The organism is Pararhodospirillum oryzae (assembly GCF_007992075.1).
Taxonomy (GTDB): Bacteria; Pseudomonadota; Alphaproteobacteria; order Rhodospirillales; family Rhodospirillaceae; genus Pararhodospirillum; species Pararhodospirillum oryzae.
Genome location: NZ_BJZO01000046.1, coordinates 1 through 19,665 on the forward strand (window position 1 = coordinate 1; position 19,665 = coordinate 19,665).

15 protein-coding genes are annotated in these 19,665 nt (G+C 64.2%); all 15 read left to right on the top strand.

Annotated elements, in window-relative coordinates:
• Positions 1–128 precede the first annotated feature (128 nt).
• The 15 genes from ROR02_RS09265 (at position 129) to ROR02_RS09335 (ending at position 19,633) form a co-directional block, all read left to right on the top strand.
• Positions 129–410 carry a type II toxin-antitoxin system RelE/ParE family toxin gene (locus ROR02_RS09265; RefSeq protein ID WP_218032791.1) on the top strand — a complete coding sequence of 94 codons (282 nt, stop codon included), beginning with the start codon at positions 129–131 and terminating at the stop codon, positions 408–410.
• 12 nt (positions 411–422) lie between these two features.
• Positions 423–749, top strand: coding sequence for a HigA family addiction module antitoxin (locus ROR02_RS09270; protein ID WP_147163745.1), 327 nt, complete (start codon positions 423–425; stop codon positions 747–749).
• 800 nt (positions 750–1,549) lie between these two features.
• Entirely contained in the window at positions 1,550–2,596 is a 1,047-nt protein-coding gene (locus ROR02_RS09275) for a S1C family serine protease (RefSeq protein WP_170245054.1), read from the top strand.
• Positions 2,597–2,601: 5 nt separating this feature from the next.
• Positions 2,602–3,996 carry a hypothetical protein gene (locus ROR02_RS16625; RefSeq protein WP_170245055.1) on the top strand — a complete coding sequence of 465 codons (1,395 nt, stop codon included), beginning with the start codon at positions 2,602–2,604 and terminating at the stop codon, positions 3,994–3,996.
• A gap of 52 nt (positions 3,997–4,048) precedes the next feature.
• The gene (locus tag ROR02_RS09285; protein WP_147163747.1) at positions 4,049–7,054 is read left to right on the top strand and encodes a virulence factor SrfB; all 3,006 of its coding nucleotides are present in this window, start codon (positions 4,049–4,051) and stop codon (positions 7,052–7,054) included.
• Positions 7,055–7,132: 78 nt separating this feature from the next.
• Entirely contained in the window at positions 7,133–9,862 is a 2,730-nt protein-coding gene (locus ROR02_RS09290) for a virulence factor SrfC family protein (protein ID WP_147163748.1), read from the top strand.
• A gap of 196 nt (positions 9,863–10,058) precedes the next feature.
• Complete coding sequence (locus ROR02_RS09295) at positions 10,059–10,931, top strand: SEL1-like repeat protein (protein WP_170245056.1); 873 nt, start codon at positions 10,059–10,061, stop codon at positions 10,929–10,931.
• A 16-nt stretch (positions 10,932–10,947) separates the two neighbouring features.
• Positions 10,948–12,903, top strand: a complete 1,956-nt coding sequence (locus ROR02_RS09300; protein ID WP_147163750.1) for a vWA domain-containing protein — start codon at positions 10,948–10,950, stop codon at positions 12,901–12,903.
• The gene (locus ROR02_RS09305; protein ID WP_147163751.1) at positions 12,900–13,643 is read left to right on the top strand and encodes an ABC transporter ATP-binding protein; all 744 of its coding nucleotides are present in this window, start codon (positions 12,900–12,902) and stop codon (positions 13,641–13,643) included. The genes ROR02_RS09300 and ROR02_RS09305 overlap by 4 nt, the downstream gene beginning before the upstream one ends.
• On the top strand, positions 13,640–14,866 hold the full coding sequence (locus ROR02_RS09310; protein WP_147163752.1) for an FtsX-like permease family protein: 1,227 nt from the start codon (positions 13,640–13,642) through the stop codon (positions 14,864–14,866). The genes ROR02_RS09305 and ROR02_RS09310 overlap by 4 nt, the downstream gene beginning before the upstream one ends.
• A complete protein-coding gene (locus tag ROR02_RS09315; RefSeq protein WP_147163753.1) occupies positions 14,856–16,448 on the top strand; it encodes a formylglycine-generating enzyme family protein in 1,593 nt (530 codons plus the stop codon). The genes ROR02_RS09310 and ROR02_RS09315 overlap by 11 nt, the downstream gene beginning before the upstream one ends.
• Positions 16,449–16,506: 58 nt before the next feature.
• Positions 16,507–17,277 carry a glycine zipper domain-containing protein gene (locus tag ROR02_RS09320; protein ID WP_147163754.1) on the top strand — a complete coding sequence of 257 codons (771 nt, stop codon included), beginning with the start codon at positions 16,507–16,509 and terminating at the stop codon, positions 17,275–17,277.
• 261 nt (positions 17,278–17,538) lie between these two features.
• Entirely contained in the window at positions 17,539–18,066 is a 528-nt protein-coding gene (locus ROR02_RS09325; RefSeq protein ID WP_147163755.1) for a hypothetical protein, read from the top strand.
• Between the two features lie 58 nt (positions 18,067–18,124).
• A complete protein-coding gene (locus ROR02_RS09330; protein WP_147163756.1) occupies positions 18,125–19,096 on the top strand; it encodes a vWA domain-containing protein in 972 nt (323 codons plus the stop codon).
• Between the two features lie 138 nt (positions 19,097–19,234).
• Positions 19,235–19,633 carry a YkvA family protein gene (locus ROR02_RS09335; protein WP_147163757.1) on the top strand — a complete coding sequence of 133 codons (399 nt, stop codon included), beginning with the start codon at positions 19,235–19,237 and terminating at the stop codon, positions 19,631–19,633.
• The last annotated feature ends 32 nt before the right edge of the window (positions 19,634–19,665 follow it).

Genomic DNA, 19,665 nt, shown 5'->3' on the forward strand with positions numbered 1-19,665 from the left:
AAAACGCGTGCGCGCGCGACCCGTCCGCCCGGGCTTTCGAGGCGCCCTAAAGGCGTGCGCCGCGCCCGCCGGGTCCGCATGGGGGCGTGTGGCCTGGTCTTGCGAGGCTGTAACGCATCGTGTTACACATGCTCATGATCCGGAGTTTCCGCAACAAGCCTCTGAAGGCTCTTTTCATTGATGGCACGACGGCCAAGGTTGCCCCTGATCTGCACGCGCGATGTCTCGTCATCCTTGATGCCTTGGACGCGGCGACGCGCCCCGAGGACATGAATGTTCCAGGGTGGCGGTTCCACGGGTTGCAGGGAAAGCCGAAACGCTGGACCGTCCACGTCAATGGCCCCTGGTGCATCACCTTCGAGTGGGAGGACGGGGACGCCTTCCGCGTCGATCTGGAAAATTACCACTGAAGGATCCCCCACATGATCGACGACGACGTGATCACCGACCGCCCCAAACGCTGCCCGACCCATCCGGGCGTGATCTTGAGAGACAGCGTTCTCCCTTCCCTGCGCATGAGCGTGACGGACGCGGCCCGGGAGTTGGGGGTTACCCGGCAGACGCTGCACCGGGTCATGTCTGGGGACATATCGGTTTCCCCCGCGATGGCCGTCCGCCTTGGGAAGTGGTGCGGGAATGGGCCCGCCCTGTGGCTGAGGATGCAACAGGCGCACGACTTATGGCGTGCCGAACAGGCGCTTGGGGATGCGTTGAAGGAAATCCCATCGCACGGCGTCGCGGCTGAGTGACCAATTAGTGCTGGTACGGGTCAGGGGCCGGCCCCTGATGCAACGCTCCCTTCCATCGACTCCAAGCCGCTGCACGGTGATGGGTAAAATGATGGGTATGGCTCTCTGGTCGGCGAAAAAATCGTTCAATTTGAATTGGATGCATAAGTCGATGGGCGGACACCCTCTCCGCCAATGCAGTGTCCGCCGTGGATCGCGATTTTCGCGGCGGACCGGGAATGAAAACGCCCCTGGGAGCTTCCTCCCCGGGGCGTTTTTTCGTGCCCGGCTGATCCGTTCCGAGGCCGGGCCTTTCACGCCTTCGTCCGCTTTCCCGTCTCCCCCTGTCTTGCGCCGGTGCCGCGTGTTTTCACGGGGGCCCTCTGTCGGCGTGTGTTGCTTGCGTCCGAATCGGATCGGGGAGGCATGGGGAGGCCGCGCCGGTCTTCCCGCCGATCCGCAGCGGGGCGCGGCTTATAAGGGATTTTCCTGGAAAGAGAGTGCGTATAACGGCTGTTTTCCGGGAATGCGCGGACGGGACTTGCCCGCCATGGTAATCCATTTAAATAAGTCTATTGTAGGGCGTGACTGTTGGGGCTAAGGTTTGATCGTCATGGAGTGGGGTATGTTATAAGGGGGGAGGTAGTATCATGGTGGATGGCGAGGAAAGTAGGGCCAGCCATAATGAACGTCCACCCAATAGGGGGGATTTGGAAAACAATTCCCCTGTCAAAACATCATATCGACCATGGATTGGCGTTTCCATCGCTTGTATTGTCGCGGCGGTTATTCTTGTTCTTCTTTTGATTCCTGGCGTTCTTTTGTATCCGGAAACGGCCCTTGACGACGGCCGCCTGGTTCAGCTGCAACGGGAATCCAACCAGGCCCTGGAGCAACGCATCAAGGAGTTGCGTTCCCTGACCAAGGAGGCGGTTTGCCGTCGCGAAGGCCAGGTGTTCGCGCCCAGCGGGGACGGGGTCAGTCTTTCGCCCGTGCCGGGGGGAGGCGATCCTTCCCTCGCGTCGCCGGCGGCGTTGCCCGCGCCGCCCGAGGTTCTGTCGCCGGGGGCGGAGGCCGGGACCCTTGTCTCGCTGATGGATCAGACCACGGCCTTGATTCTGGTGGCCAGCGCCGATGGGCAATCCCTGGGCATGGGCAGTGGCTTTTTCGTCGGTCCGGGTTTGCTGCTGACCAACCGCCACGTGGTGGAAAATAGCGACGGGACCGTGGTGGTCCTCAATAAAAAAGTCGGCCATCCCCTTCGGGCCACGGTGAAAAGCGCCACCGAGTCCTCGGATCCGGGAGGCCCGGATTTCGCCCTGATCGACGTTCCCGAGGCCCGGGCCCTTCCCACTCTTTCCTTCTCGACCACGGCCGAGCGGATGCAAGCGGTGATCGCCGCCGGTTTCCCCTCGCTGGTGACGGAAACCGACGAGGCCTTTCGGGCCCTGTTGAACGGAGACGCCCATCAGATTCCCGAGGTCTCGTTCACCGAGGGCATCGTGACCGCGCGCCAAAACGAAGGAGGGACCGCCATTCTCCTTCATAGCGCGGCGATTTCTCCGGGCAACAGTGGCGGGCCGCTGATTGATCTGTGCGGCCGGGTGGTTGGCATCAACACCTTCGTCCGCGCCGAGGAAACCTACCGTCGCATGAATTATGCGCTGGGGGCGCAGGCCGCCACGGCCTTCATGGCGGCGAACGGCGTGACGCCTCGCGAGGTCTCCACGCCATGCCAGCCCGCCGCGCCCGCCGCGCCCGTCGCGCCCGCCGCTTCCGCTCCCCCTCCCGCGTCCGCCCCTCCCGGGGCTTCCGCTCCGCCCCCCGCTTCGGCAACGCCGGAGCGGGCTTCTCCGGGGGGTAAGTAAAATCCATGGCGCGCCAGGTCATCGCTGAAACCTCGCTGAATGGCCTGCGTCCGGTGGGAGTGGGACATCGCCGGACCCTGGAAGCCTGGGACCAGATCACCGCCTTCGTTCAGCGCGATTCCGCCCTGGGCCCGGTTCACGCCGCCTTGTTCGCCGAGCCGGTCGTGGATGAGGACGGCCGCATCGGGTGGTACGCCGAACAGGGCCCCGACGACGAGGTGACGAGGCTTGAGCGTCCCGCGCCCGGCGAGCCTCTTCCCGCCGCGTTTGAACGGGCCGACGCCTTGGTGCGCGACATCCGCGAGCGGGCCGAGGCTCTCAAGGCGTCCCCAAGGGAAAACGAGCGCCGGATGGGGGATACCCTGCTGGGGGCGCTGATGATGCCCGCGCCCGGCATGCTGTATGCCGTGGGCGGGCGGCCCGTCCTGGTGAACTGGGGGACCTTGAACGACGTGCCCGACCCGCCGCTGGGCGTTTTGGAAGAGCTGTTGCGCCCCGCGCCCGTGCAGGCCCCCCCGCCGCCGCCGCCGCCCGTGGGGCCAGCGGAACCCGTTGCCGCTGGCCCCGCCGAACCCGTGGCCGTGACGCCGGCGCGGGCGCTCCCCCGGCGGGGATGCTTGTGGGCACTGCTGTGGCTGTTGTTCGCGGCGCTGGTCCTGGCCATCCTGGCGTTGTTGATTCGGGGATGCGGTCTTGGGCTGGGGCCACACCTGCCGTTTTTGTCGTACTGCGCCCGGTCGGTGGCCGAGGAAACGCCTTGGCGGGCCGAGCAGCGGCGCGCGGTCGATCTCCAGGCGGAAATCGATCGCCTGGAAGCCCAGATGCGGAGCCTTCCCGCGTGTCCGGCTCCGCCACCGCCGCCGGAACCTCCCCCCGCCCCCGAACCCGACCCCACGCCCGCGCCGCCTCCGCCTCCGCCCCCGGCCCCGCCCGAGGTCACGCCGCCTGCCACGCCTCCGGCTCCACCCCCGGACACCAGCGAGTTCGACCGTCGCCGCAGCGAGGCCGGTGGCGCCACCGGGGATGTCACCGTTACCTTGATCTGGAATGGCGACGCGGATCTTGACTTGTGGGTGCGGTGTCCAAACGGTCGGTTCATCAATTTCGAAACAAAAAGAGCATGCGGGGGCCAACTGGACGTGGACGCCAATCGGGACCCCAGGAATCTGCGCGCGCAGCCGGTTGAGAACATTTTCTGGTCCGCTGGCCGGGACCGGCCGTCGGGAATCTACGTGGTGGCGGTGTATAATTACGATGGCCGCTCGGCCGGGCGTTCTCCGGTTCCTTTCAAGGTGCAGGTCAAGCAAGGCGGAACGACCAAGGAGTACAAGGGGCAGGTTCCCAAGAATAATGAAATGTTGATCGTGACCGAGGTCGTCATTGAAGGGCGTTCTCGTTGAAGGGTCATGACCGCGACGGAAGAGGAGGGGGGATCCCCTGAGGAAAAATACGATGCTCAAGAAATTGGTCGATTTTCCGGATGTTATTACTCTTGTTCCGAACAGCGGTATTCAAATGTTGGATTTCGGGATCAATGCATCCCAGTCCTCCCTCAGCAGCCTGACCCGGTCCTTCTGGCCTGAACACGCGCAGGAAATCGAGGAAGACGGGCGCCGGAAAATCGTGCTGCATCCCGTCGAGGAGCGCGAAACGGGGCCCTTCTATCGCGATGAGCAGTATCCCAACGGCCGGGCGGCCCCCCCGGACGACATCAATGTGTATGGTCCGCGCAACGCGCTCGCGGTGTTCAATGGCGAATGGTTGCCGGCACCGGTCCTGCGCGTCCGTCATGGCGCGAGCAATGGGCGGATGTCCTATGACGTGGGGCCCATGGGGTGGGCGCGGGTGCGGGTCGCGGCCCTGGAGACCCCCGACGAGGCCGGCAATACCCATCGGGTGACGCTGGCCGTGGATACCACGCTGGGCCCGGCCCGGCGCCGGGCCGGCCCCGAGGATGGCTCCGGGCGCGACGCCCAGCCCTATCTTGCCCCCGAGCCGCGCGACGCCACGGATCCCATCGAGTTCCAGTACGTTTCCAGCCCATACGAGATCATGTTCTTCCTTGAGGCCAAGGCGATCCGCCGTTGGATCAAGGATCGTTTCCTGGCCTGCCTGTCGCGCGTGCGCAAGCGCGCGATGACCGAAGACGACATCGACCCCGGCGAATACTGGGCCCAGTACATCGTGCTGCTGGAAGCCATCAGCGCGGGCTGCAAGGTCCCCCGGCTCAAGCTGATCGACACCCTTTCAGACCCGAAATCCCTTCAGCCGGTGGGGGTCGATCTTGTCATCGACGTTGGCAACAGCCGGACGTGCGGGATTTTGATCGAGAAGGGGCGCGGCGACAAACTAAGCGAAATCAGCCACGCGATCCGGCTTGAGCTGCGCGATCTCACCCGGACCGAACGCGCCTACGTCGAGCCTTTCGCGACCTGGCTGGAGTTCTCGCCCGCCCGGTTTGGCAGCTATGCGCACGCGCGGCGGACCAGCCAGCAAAACGCCTTCTGGTGGCCCAGCCTGATCCGGGTTGGCCCCGAGGCGGCGTGGCTGGCCTCGTTGTCGGATGGCACGGAGGGAGTCACGGGCCTGTCGAGCCCCAAGCGGTACTTGTGGGACACCAGCGCGCGCATCCAGGCCTGGGCCAACACGCGCGGCCTCACGCCCGCCGGCGAGGATCCGCCCGAGATCAAGGGCCCGATGACCGCCGAGCTGACCGAGGAGGGCGAACTGGTCGGCAAGGGCGACGCCATGGTGGGCACGTCGATCCGCTATTCCCGTAGTTCCCTTTACACGCTGATGCTGGTGGAACTGCTGTCGCATGCCCTCATGCAGATCAACTCACCCGCCTTGCGCTACCAGCGGGCCGACCGCGACGTGCCCCGGCGCCTGGATACCTTGATCCTGACCTTGCCCTCGGCCACCCCGCTTGCCGAACGAAAGCTGCTGCAGCGGCGCGCGCGCGAGGCCTGGGAACTGCTGGCCCGGATCATGCGCTGGGAGGAGGGGGATCCGTTGCATTCCGTGCCCAAGCTCCGTTTGGAGTGGGACGAGGCAACGTGCACTCATCTTGTGTATTTGTATAATGAAATCAATTTTAAATACAAAGGAATGCCCGGGGAGTTCTTCCGGCGCCGGGGGCAGGGGCGCACGGGGGAGCGCGGCAAACCCGCGTTGCGCATTGCCAGCATCGATATCGGCGGGGGAACCACCGACCTCATGATCATCGAACACGAGGTCGAGGGCCAGAGCATGGTCCATCCCCATCAGCTGTTTCGCGAAGGGTTCCGTCTGGCCGGGGATGACATCGTCAAGACCGTTGTCGAGACCGTGGTGCTGCCCGCCGTGGGCGCGGCCCTGAAGGCGCGCGGGGTGTCCTTGCCCGAAAGCCTGCTGTCCGATCTGTTCGGGGGCGACCGCGAGGGCATGGCCCAGCAGGAAAGGACCTTGCGGGTCAACTTCTCGACCCAGGTCCTGGTCCCCCTGGCCTTGGCCCTGCTGGCGGCCTACGAAGCCACGGAGGGCCGGCGCGTTGCCGCCGATGTCGATATCCCGGTGGCGGCGCTGCTGGAGGAGCGGCCGCCGCAGCCACCGGTTCGGGCCTATCTGGAAACAGCGGCCCGCCGGCGCGGGGGGGAAGACTTCCATCTGGAAGACGTGACGCTTGTCATGCGGCCGGCCCAGATGGCCGGCATCGTGGGATCGGTGATCGGCGGCATGCTTGATGATCTGTGCGACATCGTCCGGCACTACCAGTGCGATCTTCTTCTTCTTTCCGGACGGCCGTCGCGTTTGCCCCTGGTGCAAGAGCGCATCCACGGCAACCTTCCGCTGGCGCCCTCGCGGGTGATCGCCATGCACCGCTACGAGGTTCTCAACTGGTATCCCTTCCGGTCGAGCGATTTCCGGATCACGGACCCCAAGACCACGGCGGTGGTCGGGGCCTTGCTGTGCTTGCTGTGCGAGGGGCGCTCGCCTGGGTTCTATATGAAGTCAAGCGAGATCCGCATGAAATCAACGGCCCGGTATATCGGGGTCATGGATCAGCGTGGCGAAATCAACAAGGAAAACGAGCGGCTGAAAAACATCAATCTGGATAACCAGGGGGGCGGCAATAACGAATTCATTGTTGAGATGGAGCGCCCCACGTTCCTTGGTTTTCGTCAATTGCCTCTGGTTCGCTGGCGGACATCGCCTTTGTATTTCTTGTCATTCAAAAACCCGGATCGTTTATCCGGGGCTTTGACCTTGCCTATTTCCGTCAGGTTGCAGGGGGAAACCGTGGAAGAAGGCGCGGACCAAACCAAGATGGAAGACTTCAAGGTCGTGGAAGCCGTCGATGCGAATGGAAGGAACTGCAAGCATGAAATCTCTTTTCGTTTGCAAACCCTTTGGCTCGAAGGTGCTTCCGAAGGGGGATACTGGCTCGACACGGGCGTTTTTCAGACGTTGAGGCATTGATTCCGGCGGTTTTTTCTGATGGGAACGGAGGGAAATGAGCCTTCGTGACCCGGGATCGGACGAGGAAGGAAGACACGCATGCCTCGTGACAAGGACACGGCCCTGGCGGCGGGCTGCCGCCTTCTGGGGGAGGCCGCGCGGGAGTCCCTGAAGTGGTTTGCCGACAACGAGGCGTTGGTGGGCTATCGCAAGGCGACCGTGGACCGGGCCGCCAAGCTGGCGAGCCTGGAAGCCCGCAAGCTGGCCCTGGCGGCGGAACGGCCCATGTCGGTGGGGGTGTTCGGGGCCAGCCAGGCCGGCAAGTCCTTTCTGGTCGGTCGGTTCATCGCCCCCGACCATCAATCCGCCGCGGTGATCCTTGGCGATGAAAAGGATCCGGTGCGGATGGATTTCCTGCGGGAGATCAATCCGGTTGGCGGAGACGAAACCACGGGCCTGGTCACGCGGTTTTCGGTGCGCCGCCAGCCCTCTCCCTTCAAGGCTTATCCGGTTCCGCTGCGGCTGCTGAGCGAAGGGGATCTGGTCAAGATTCTGGCCAACTCGTTCGTGCTTGATCTTTCGGGGCTGGCGGAACGCGCCTTTGATTCCGATCGGTTGACGGCCCTGGTCGCCGAGGCCGAAAGCCAGCGCCAGGCCACCCCCTTCCCGGGGTTCGACGTCGAGGCGGTTCTGGATCTGGAGCAGTACCTTCAAAAAGAACTGGACGCCCATCCGCTGAACGTCCACGAACCCCTGCGGGAAGCCTACTGGATCGAGCTGGAGCGGCTGGTGCCGTTCGTGCCGCCGGCGGCACGGGCCGCCTTGCTGGCCCCCCTGTGGGGCGAAGTTCCCGAGTTCAGCGCCTTGTATCTGGAACTGCGCGCGGCCCTGGATGAACTGGGGCACGCGGACCTCGCCTATATTTCGCTTGATGCCGTGCGCGACCGTCAGCAAGGCGTGTTGCACGTCAAAACCATCTATCACCTTGATCCCGTCGCGGCCGATGGCGCCTTCGATCCCAAGGGGCAAGAGGCAATCACGATCATGACCGCGCAGGGGCGCCAGGCCACCTTGCGCAAGGCGGTGGTGACGGCGCTCACGGCCGAATTGTGCATTACCCTGGAGTCCGCCCCGTGGCCGTTCTTTGAACACACCGATTTCCTGGACTTTCCCGGCGCGCGAGGACGCCTGAGCTCCACGGCGGTCAAGATCCTGCGTGAGTCCAGGAAAGAAAATAAATTCCAGGAGCGCGCCTATTGTTATCTGCGCGGCAAGGTCGCGGTTCTGTTCGATAAATATTCGTCAGACCTTGAATTGAATACCATGCTTTTGTGCGCCGATGACCGAAACCAGGAAGTGGCGAAGCTGGCCGACCTGGTCCAGGGCTGGGTCGCGCGAACCCATGGGGCAACCCCCGAAAAACGCGAAGGCAGCCGGACCACGCTGTTTTTTTGCCTGACCAAGGCGGACACCTTGTTCCAGCAGAAAGCGGGCGCCACATCGGAGAATATTATTACAACCAGATTTAACAAGGATGTCGGGTTCTACGCGTCATGGACAAAAGAGTGGAAAAATGGAAAGCCGTTTTCAAATATCTTCATGATCAGGAACCCCAAGTTTGTCTGTCGGGATCTTTTTGAATACGAAGCCCCTCCCGCCGGCTCGGCGGAAGACGACGTGGGGGTGGAACGGGGCCTTTTGCCCGGGGTCACTTCCCGCCTGGAGGCGTTCAGGAAAACTTTTCTGGGGCTTGATGTCGTCCAGACCCACGTGGCCGATCCCGAGGCCAAGCTGGACGCGGTGTTGCGCCTCAACGACGGGGGCGTGACCTTGCTGGCCGATCACTTGGCCCCGACCTGCGATCCCGACCTTAAATTCACCCAGGTTCACCGCCGGGCCCAGGATCTGGCCCAGACGTTGAAAAGCGTTCTAAGCGGATTCCACGAAGGGGGAGACCTCGAACATCGCCTGCGGGAACGGCAAAGGGACGCCCTCAAGGTCTTGCAGTGCTTTCAGACCCGCGCGGACTGCATCGGCCGCTTCATCGCTCTTTTGGAAATCGACGAGGAAACCCTGGGCCAGGAGTTCTTGAAGGTGGCCCGGGGCGAGGAAGACGAGACCTCCGGCGAGGCGGACCGTGTTGGCACCACCATGGCGCCCCTGGCCCTGGGCGCGGGGGGGCTGTCGTTGTCCCTGTCCCTGTCCCTGGACAAAGCGCTGCCGGACCTTCTGGGCGGGGCGATGCCGGTGCCCAAGCCCAGCCTGGCCGCCGTTTTTGGCGAAGCCGCCGTGCGGCGCTGGCTGACCCGGTTGGGCGACGCCGCCCAGGACGAGGTTCTGGCCGAACGTCATGGCCTGACTGTCGAGGCGTTTTCCATCGTCGTGCGCGAACTGGAAATCGCCGCGCGCCGCTACAAGCTGGCCGGGCAGATCGCCGAGGAGTTGGGTCCGATCCTGAGTTACCATCAAAGGCCCGACGAACACATGGCCCGGGTGGCCATGGTGTCGGCCATGATCATCAACGGCCTGGTCTGCCACCTGGGGCGGGATCGTCCGGACGCCCGCAACGGTGATCGAAGGTTTTTCGCGAAATCCCCCCCCGTCTTGAAGGACGGCCTGCCGTGCCTGCCCGAGGATCTCCGGGAACTGGATGGGGTCCGCACCGCCACCTTGTCGGATTGGGCGCTGGGGTTCGTTTTCCTGGCCCAGGAAAGCGCCTCGTCCCTGGAAGGGGGGGTGATCGATGTCGAACAAAACGCGCGCATGGGGGCGATCTTGAAACAGATTGCCCAGGTGGCGGGGGAGGAGGGAACACACGATGCGCATTGAGCAAGACGACTCCTTCTCCGATGGCGGCTATGTCCGCCTGATCGTCCCCGGAGCCGCCGATCAGGCCTCCGGGCGGTTGCGCGTGGTGATCCGACGCTTCAGCGCGTCGCAAAACTGCCTGGGCCGGGGGGGGTGGCAATCAAGCGACTGTGTCTTGCGCCCGCGTCGGATCGAGATCGAGGACCAGGATCTGGTCATGATCCTGGGGCCGGAGATCGTCGATCCCATCGAAGCCTACACCCCGGTCGCGGTCCAGATTCCCCTGCTGGGCCTGGAAGAACGGATGCGCTGGCCGGACGTGCGCCCCAGTCAGGACTATGAAGCCACGGCCGTGGTGGACGAGGAGGACGAAACCGATGTGCCGATCCGTGGAGGAACCGTTCCTCCGGACCAGGGCCAGGACACGGGCACGACGGACCGCTCTTCCGAGGGGGATGTTTCGATTCCCCAGGAACAAGGTGTTGATGAAAATGATCGCAATGAAGATAAAATAGAAGAGGAGAGGTCAGGGATTAAAGCCGTAAGCATCAGCAAGGGGGAGGTTCGTCCCCTGAAAGAAAACAATAAATACAAAATTAAGTATGTCTATTATGCTTTGTTGTTGACGCTGATTGTTTTAATTATGTTTTTGCTGTATTGGTTTTTGGCTCGGGGGGATTCGGTCCCGACGCCCTCTTCGGAAGCGTCTTCGTCTCCCATTTCGGAGCCTGTCACGCCAACACCGGCCCCGGCCCCGCCATCCGCGCCGACCCTGGAGCAACGCCATCAGGCGGCACGCGATGAAATGGCGGGACACAACTACGATGGTGCCGTTCCGCACTTGCGGACCCTGGTGGACGAGGGCTACGCCCCGGCGGCCCTGGATCTCGCCCGATATTATCAAGCCAGGGATCCGGGCGAGGCGTTGGCGTTGATCAAGACCGCCTGCGCGGCTGGGGTGCCCGAAGCCCCGGCGGCGCTTGCCGACATCAAGGCCGCGTTGGAAGCGCGACGGGACCAGGGCGACGAGGAGGCCAAATGGGCGTTGAAAACCGGGTTTGACGAGGCGCGAGCCGCCTGCCGGCTTTGAAGAGGGGAGCCAGGACATGACAACGGGGCACGACCACCCGATCAACCGGAACCGGCACCCGTGGGCCCGCGTGCTTGCGCTTGTCCTGATCTTGATGGGGGGCGCGGGAGGGCTTGAACCCCGCCTCGCGCAGGCGGCCCCCCTGTTGATTCCGGGGAAGACCACGCTCTACCAGCGGATCTTGACCCGTCCCGGCGCCGTCATCGTCACGACGCCCGACTCCGGGCGGGAAGTGGCCCGACCTCATGCGTTTTCCGCGTACTACGTGTTTCAGGTCGTGAACCGGGGGGCAACGGACTGGCTGGCCGTGGGACCCTCGCAGCGGGGCGAGCCCATTGGCTGGATCGCCAGGAACAAGACGGTCGAGTGGCGCTCCACCATTATCCTGACGTTCACGCCGGCGGTCGGGCGCCAGCCCACCTTGTTCTTCGATACCGAGGCGGCGGCCCGCGCCGTGGCCGAAAGCCCGGATCTCGATCGCATGATCGGGCCCCTTGTCGCCGACACCCGGGCGGGGCGGCCGCCCGCCGGGTCGGGGATCATCTCCATTGAACCCCGGGAACTGGTCGATTTCGACAGCCGGTTCTATTTGCTTCCGGTTCTGGAGGCGCGCCAGGTGATGCTGGACTCGGGGTACAGAGCCACCCTGACCCGGGTGGCATCGATTCCCACGGATGAAACCCGCGAGCCCAGCCGGGAGCCCTATCGGGTGGGTATCGTGTTCGTGATCGATTCCACGAAATCGATGCAGCCTTATATCGATCGTACCCGCGAGGCCGTGCGCCGGATTTTCTCCTCCGTCCGCGCGTCCGACATCGCCGACAAGGTCAGTTTTGGCGCGGTGGAGTTCCGCGACAGCGTCGAGGCGGTCCCGGGCCTGGGTTTCGTCAGCCGGGTGGTGGCGCCGCTGCGCCTGCCTCCCGATCACGAGGACTTCCTGCGGCGCCTGGACACCATTCAAGCCACCTCGGTGAGCAGCCAGGGCTTCCAGGAGGATGGCCTGGCTGGGGTCATGGCGGCTGTCCGTCTCGATGAATGGAAGAATTTCGCGGGGAAATACATCATCTATTTCTCGGACGCGGACATGCGCGAGCCGCCGGATCCCCTGGCGACGACAGGTTATGTCGCCGATCATGTGAACAAACTGGCCAAGGAGAATAAAATCGGCATTTTTTCCTTGCTGCTGGCCACGCCGCAAGGAGAGAACAGCCATCGTCGCGCGGAACAGCAGATGCGCGCGCTTTCGCATTGGGATGGGGCAGGGACCCAACCATTTTATCGGGTTCCGGATGGGAATCTCGCGGACTTCGGCCCAAGGATTGATCGCCTGACCGAAAACTTGATTGGTCAGGTGCGGGAAGCCGCCGGAGGGGCAAGCCCCGATCTTCGCGACGCCGACGCGTTGACCCTGGCCGCCCACGACATGGGGCAGGCCATGCGTCTTGCCTGGCTGGGGCGGGTGCGTGGCACGGCGGCCCCCGACATCCTGGAGGCCTGGGCGCCTGACATCGCCTTGGACAACCCCGACAACAAGGCCTTCACCATCCAGATTCTGCTGACCAAGAACCAGCTTAGTCGTCTGCGCGACGCCTTGACCCTGGTTCTTGAAGCCGGACAGACGACGCTACACACCCGGCCCGATCAGTTTTTCGACCAGCTGCGCCTGGTGGTGGGGCGTGCGATGCGCGAAGGAACCGTGGATCTGCCCGACCCCTCGCGCATCACGGCGCTGGGGGATTTGATGGGGGAATATCTGGATGGATTGCCCTACCAAAGCGAACTCACCGGCATCACGCCCGACAGGTGGCGTCTGATGGGAGCCAGCGAGCAGGATCTTGCCGTGGTCCGGATCCGCTCCAAACTGAGGGCGTACCAGGAGATTCATGACAACGCGGATCTGTGGAGACCCCTGGTCGACGGAGCGCCCGACGACGAGAAGGTGGCGGCCATCCCGTTGAGCCTGCTGCCATGACCGCGCTGATGACCATCAAAGGCCTGCGCAAGACGCGCAAAAGCGAGGACAGCCTTTTTAGCGTTGTCGTCCCCGACCTGGAGGTCCGGCCGGGGGATCGCCTGGCACTGGTGGGGGAAAGCGGATGCGGCAAAAGCACGCTGATCGGGCTCCTGGCCTTGGCCATGCGTCCGTCGTCGGGGCAGGTGTTCGCCGTGGCCGGTCCCGATGGCGCCAGGGTGCTTGATGTCCTTGAAGCCTGGAAACGGGGGCAGGACGACCGTCTGACCGCGTGGCGCTGCGCCTTGTTCGGGTATGTCCAGCAGGTGGGGGGGCTGCTGCCGTTCCTGAGCGTGCGCCAGAACCTGGCGTTGCCCCAGGCGCTGGCGGGGCGGAAGGATCCGGCCTTGCTGAACGAGCTGGCGGCCCGTCTGGGGATTCAGGCCCTGCTGGACCGCTTCCCGGAAACCCTGTCGGTGGGGCAACGTCAGCGGGTCAGCGTGGCGCGGGCCCTGGCCCACCGTCCCGCCCTGATCCTGGCCGACGAACCCACCGCCGCGCTGGACCGCGCCAATGCCCAGGAAGTCATGCGCCTGCTGGTCGATCAGGCCATCGAGCGCCGGATCGCCCTGATTCTCGCGACTCACGATCCGGCCCTGAGCGCGTCATTCGGCTTTGAAACCGTCGAGGCCCGGTGCCTTCCCGGAGGACAAACATCCTTTAGCCGTCCTCTTCCCTCGTCGGACGGGGGAGACGCATGAAACCCTGGTATTCCGGACAGGCCATGGTCCTGGGCTGGCGCGATTTGCGTCATGAACCCGTTGCCGCCTTGTGTCAGGTCCTGGCGGTGATGGCGGTCCTGACTCCCCTGCTGCTTCTGTACGGTTTGAAGACCGGCGTCATCACCCATCTTCTGGATGATTTGCGCAAGGACGTGCGCACGCTTCAGGTGTCGATCGTCAACGAAACCAATTTTACGACGGATTGGATCGTGGCGCGGCGCCAGGATCCGGCGGTCGGCTTCATCCAGGCCCATACCCGCAGCCTCGCCACCGACGTGGATCTGGTGGTCGGCCAGGGGACGGAGCAACGCCTGGGCCGCGCGACGCTGCTGGCCTCCGGGGCCGGAGATCCCTTGCTGCCGGACGCGACACTTCCTCCCGACCTTCATGGGATCGTGGTGTCACGGGCGTTGGCGTCTACCTTGAAGGTTGACACGGGATACGAAGTCAATCTCATGGTTTCTCGAAAGTGGCAGGGGGGGCTGCAGGCGGTCAGGCTGCCCTTGACGGTGGCGGGCATTGTTCCGCTGGAGAAACTGGAGGGCGCGGTGGCCCTGGTTGCCCTGGATACCCTTGTCGATGTGGAACGCTGGCGGGACGGGGCGGCCGTGCCGGAGCGCGGTTGGATGGAGGGGGAGGAACGGGGGCCCCGGGTTCCCAGTTTTCCCAACATCCGGCTTTATGCCGCCAGCCTGGAGGCCGTGGCTCCCCTGGTCGGGCGCCTGAGCGCCGAGGGCTACGAGGTCCGCTCACACCTCGGGGCCATCAATGGCATTCTGACGCTCAATCACGGCCTTGATCTTCTGTTCGTGATGCTGGGGGGCGCGGCCGCCCTTGGGGGCAGCATCGCCTTTGGCGCGACGCTGTGGGCCAACGTGCTGCGCAAGCAAGGCTTCGTGGCCCTGATCCGGCTGCAGGGCATGCGACGCCGTGCCGTGATGTTCTTTCCCCTGACCCAGGCCGTGGCGCTGACCTTGGGGGGATTTGGTGTATCCGTGGCGGTCGCGGAACTGGCGCAGGCCCTCATCAACCGTTTTCTCGGTCCGGAATTTGGCATTGGATCGGCGGTGTGTCGCATCCTGCCCGAGCACATCGGGGTTGCCGCCCTCCTTGCGCTCGCCCTTGCCATCGTGGCGTCGCTGGCCGCGGCCGCGACCATTGCCCGGACCGATCCCAGCCAGGGGGTGATCCATGTGGTCTGATCTAAAAGGGCTGTTGTCGGGCGTGGTCGTGCTGGGGGCGTTGTCTCCTGGCGCCGGCGCGTGGGCCGGCGATGGCGCCCCGATCGCCTGGGCGGAAAAATACTGGAATCCAGGCAAGGCCGATGGCGACGTGGTGATCCCCCTGCCGTGCGGGGGAGGGATGGCCTTTCGGGTGGTGCGCACCGACGTGGGCGATAACTGGCTCGCGGACCAGCCCTTCAAAATGGGACAATGGTCGGAAAGATCGGCCGCCTCGGGCGGGGAAAGCGCCGACGCGCTGGCGTACAGCCAGTATCAGCGCAACGCGTATCTGGCGGGGAGCCTGAGCCAGGACGGCGAATCGGCGCACCGTTATTTCCTGATGGGCAAGTACGAAGTCACGCGCGACCAGTACAAGGCCGTGATGGAAGAAACCTGCCCAACCGCGAAGACGGCGGGGCGGACTCCCGTGGACAATATATCCTGGTTTGACGCGGTTCATTTTACCCAAAGGTTGACGGAATGGCTCATGGTCAACAGTCCCCCCAGCCTGCCCAAGGAAGAGGGGGTCCACGCCTTCGTGCGCCTGCCCACCGAGGAGGAATGGGAATTCACGGTGCGCGGCGGGCAGGCGGTGACGCCCGACGAATTCCTGGCCGATCGCTTTCCCATGCCCGAAGGCGTGTCGCAATACATCTGGTACCAAGGCAGCGACTCGTGCCGGGGCGATCTGCAGGTGATTGGTCTTCACAAACCCAATCCCTTGGGCGTGCACGACATGCTGGGCAACGTCCAGGAAATGATGCTGGAGCCTTTTCACATGGTCCGGCCCGGACGCCCGCATGGCCAGGTGGGGGGGCTGGTCTACCGGGGGGGCTCGTGTCAGATCGGCGAAACGCAGATCACATCGGCCTTCCGGTTCGAAGCCAGCTATTACGAAGACAGCACGGGCAAGGCCAGGGCCCAACCCATGGCGGGGTTTCGGGTGCTGATCGCCGGGCCCGTCGTGACGGGGCATGACCGGCTCGCGCGCATCAAGGCGGATTGGAACCGTGTGTCCGATCTGCCCGGAGTATCCCTTGAAGGAGGGCCGGCGGAGCAGTTGGAAAAAGCCGCGACAGTCGTCGAGAACAGCGATCTGAGCCGGCAGCTGCTGACGATTGCCACGACCGTGCGCCGGGAAGCGGCCGAACGTCAGGAAATAAACGAGCGCGCCATTCAGTCCAATCTGCGCGCCGGCGCCCTGACCATTCGTCAGTATCGCGACGAAATGCAAAGACAAAATAAAATCAAGGCAGCCATGGACGTGAATGCCGGCGGATCGGCCAGTCTTGACAAGGAATACGCCGACTCCTTGATGGCGATCAAGGCGCGCATGCGATTGACCCAAGGTGTTTACACGTGGCTTCTGGCGCGAACCGCCGAGGATTTCAAAAGCCCTGATATCCAATCCCAGGCCACGGCTGTTTCCCGGCAATTGCGGGAAATCGATGCCGTGGCCATGGCCGACTTCGCCGTTCTTTTCGCGACCCAGGCCCAACGCTGGGCCAGGGAAGGCGGAGGGGACGTCAATGTCTATCTCGCCGAACTGCTTTCTCGCTAAGGCGCGCGAAACGCACGACGGCATCCGTTCAGCCTTCATCGGGGAAAAGGGGGCAGTCATGACGAAAAAGGGCAGGAATGCATTTACCTTGATCGTGGGGATTGGTTTTTTCCTGGCGGCATGCACAACCACGGGAAGCACTCCGGGAGGCACGGGGAGCGGAAGCGGGGCAACCACGACGGCGGCGACCTTGACCTCGAATGAACGCCAGCTTGCCACCTACGCCGGCGAGGACTACGTGCAGAAGTACGCCGTGCAAGCCGGTCTGGTGGGCGCGGTGGGCGGGGCCGGTCTGGGCTGTCTGATCGGTCACCTGGCCTTCGGGGACTGTGGTGTCGGCGCCGCCATCGGCGCCGGCGTCGGTGGCCTGGCCGGGGCGGCGGTGGGCGCGTCCATGGGGCGGGAAACCGAGCAGCTGGCCCAGCAACAACTGAGCGCCGAACAGGCCCTGGTGGTCGCGCGCGATGAAAGCAAGGCCGCCGAAGCCTCCAACCGCGCGGCGCGGGCGCTGGTGGCCGAGCAGACGAGCACCTTGCGCTCGATGCGCCAGAACCTGCAGCGCGGCAAGGTGACGCGTCAAGCCTATGCCGCCGCGATCGAGGATGCCAAGCAGGCGGAAAAACTGATCGGCGGATCACGCGACAAGATGCGCGATTCAATTGTCGATATTCAAAACCGCATCCGCATGGAGCGCGAGAATGGTCGCTCCACGGGAGACCTGGAGCGGACGCTCAAGGATCTGCGCCAGCAGGAAGCCAGCCTGGACAAGCAACTGGCGATGTTGACGAAGGAACGCGAGACGTCCGAGCGCGCCTTGACCGTCAGCTAGAGTCCCTCCGTTTCACGTTGAAGCGGACAGACTTTAGATCTCTTTGTTTGAGTTTGTCTTTTCGGGAAAAGTGGGTGCCGCTTTTCAAGAAAGGAAAATCTAAAACAAAACGGTACAGGGCAGGGGTGGCGCGGAACCAGGCAAGGACGGGGACTTCGGCCTGACTTGCATCCCGGGCCAGGAGCAGGAGAAAAAAGAGGCGCCCCCCTCTTTGTTCCAGGCAGCCATGACGATGAAAACGAGACAAGGAGGGAAGGCGGCATGAAACAGCTTCCAGGGATTGGGCCAGGGGTGGTTTTGGCGGTGGCGCTGGGACTGGGCGGGTGCGCGGCCGGAACCGCTGAAAACTGCGATGCCCTGAACGCGGGGAATGTGTTCCAGAACGCCGCGTGCCTGAACGGGGGGGGCTACGAGGCCCGCCTGGCTCAGATCGAGGCACAGACCCGCCAGGAGATCCAGCGGGCGGCGGTTTTCGATCAGGATACCGCCGCCCAGCGGGCCACGCTGACCCGCCTTGCCCGGGATCGCAGCGCGCTGGACCGGCAGACGCGTGAGCTGACGTCGGGGCTTGCCAGCTTGCGCCTGCAGGCCGATGGGGCCCGGGCCCGGACGCAGGCCCAGAAGGCCCAGCTTGCCGCCGTGCAAAAGGAATTGACCACGGCCGAGAACGAATTGGCCAGGATCCGGGGCGGTAACGCCGGTTCCTCGGAAGAAGTGGCACGCCTTCAAGAGTCGATAAAGAAAAAAGAAGAAGTGATCAAAACGATACTCGTGGAAAGAATCGAGTAATTTTCCGGTCGCATCGACCCTGTGGTTGTTATTCCCCAGTGGGGAGAGGAGATCGAAGATGGAACCCGGAGCGATTCCCTCCTCGACACGGCGAGGCCGGCTGTTGCTTGGGGCGTTGTGGGGGCTGCTTGCGCTTTTGTTGAGCGTGGCGGGGTGGCAGAGCCTGAAGGCGTGCGGCGTGCGCTGGCCCGGGGGCGCCGTGTCCTGGTGCCGGATCCCGGACCAGGGCGCGGCCCTGGCCAGCCTGGAGCAGCAGCGCCAGCGCCTGCTTGCCGACCTGGCCGCCCTGGAACATCAGGCCGAGGCCCTGCCCGAGTGTTCGCCCGGGTGCTTCTCGGCCGCCGACGAGCGGCCGTTGGATGTTTTCTGGCTCCAGGACGTCAGCAGTTCCTTTTCCGATGACCTTCCCAACCTGAAGGCGGCGATGCAGGATCTGGCCAAGCGCCGGGCGGAAGGGCTTCTGCCCGCTGGTTTCCGGCTGGGGGTGGGCAGCTTTTCCGACAAGCCGCTTCCGCCCCATGGCGTGGCCCCGGTGGATTTCACGTTTCGTCTGGACCTGCCCCTGACCCAGGACGTCGCGAAAGCCGTCCACGTGGTCGAAACCTTGCGGGTGGCCAACGGGGGGGACACACCCGAGGAAGCCCAGTGGGAAGCCGTGATCGAGGCCCTGGGGCGCCAGGAAGAACTGGGGTTCACCCCCGGCTCGCGGCGTTTTCTTGTCGTGGTCACGGACGCGCCGGCCAGCGAGGCCGGAGCGTGGCGCGGGGCTCCGAGGCCCGAGGATGGAAACGCCGACAGCGATCCCTTGAACGAGGATTATCCGTCGCGCCAGCAGGTCAAGGACAAGATCGTCGAGGCGGATATCACGCCTGTTTTCCTTGTCGCGAATACTATTTCGCAAAATTATTATCGGAAGATGGTCCGGTTCCTGGGAAGGGGAACCGTCGTGCCCATTTCCTCGACCAGCGAGGGGCTTTTGTCCGCGCTGCTGGCCGGGCTTGCGACTGTTTGTCATGAGGCCTCGCCATGAGCTTCGGGCATCGGGGGCAGCCGCGCCCGTGCCTTTGTCTCGTTGCGGCGGCCCTTGGCGAGCACCCGGGGGTGGACACGAACCCCAGGGAGCGCCACCATGCTCCCCCGGAACGCTTCAGCCGGGAAAGGCCCGATCATGGACGAAACCCAGTCAGCCAGCGCGGAGGCGGAGGCCTTGGGCCCCGAGAGTCCTGACGCGCATGGCTATACCGAAGCCAGTTTTTGGGAAAAGCTGAAGGCCTCGGCCCGCAAGGCAGGGCGCGAGGTGGTCGAAAAGGCCCTGTTGCTGTACTACACCTTGCAAGACGCCAGCGTGCCCACCGCCGTCAAGGCGATCATCGTGGGGGCGCTGGCCTATTTCATCATGCCCTTCGACGCGATTCCCGATGTGCTGCCCGGGGTCGGCTACAGCGATGACCTGGGGGTGCTGGCCGCCGCCGTTGCCGCCGTCGCCTTGTATCTGAACGATGACATTCGCGCCCGGGCCCGTGCCAGGGCGGCCGAGTGGTTCGACGGGGCCCCTTCCCCTTCCTGAGCCAGCCGGGCCTTGGGGAAGGGATCGCGCCG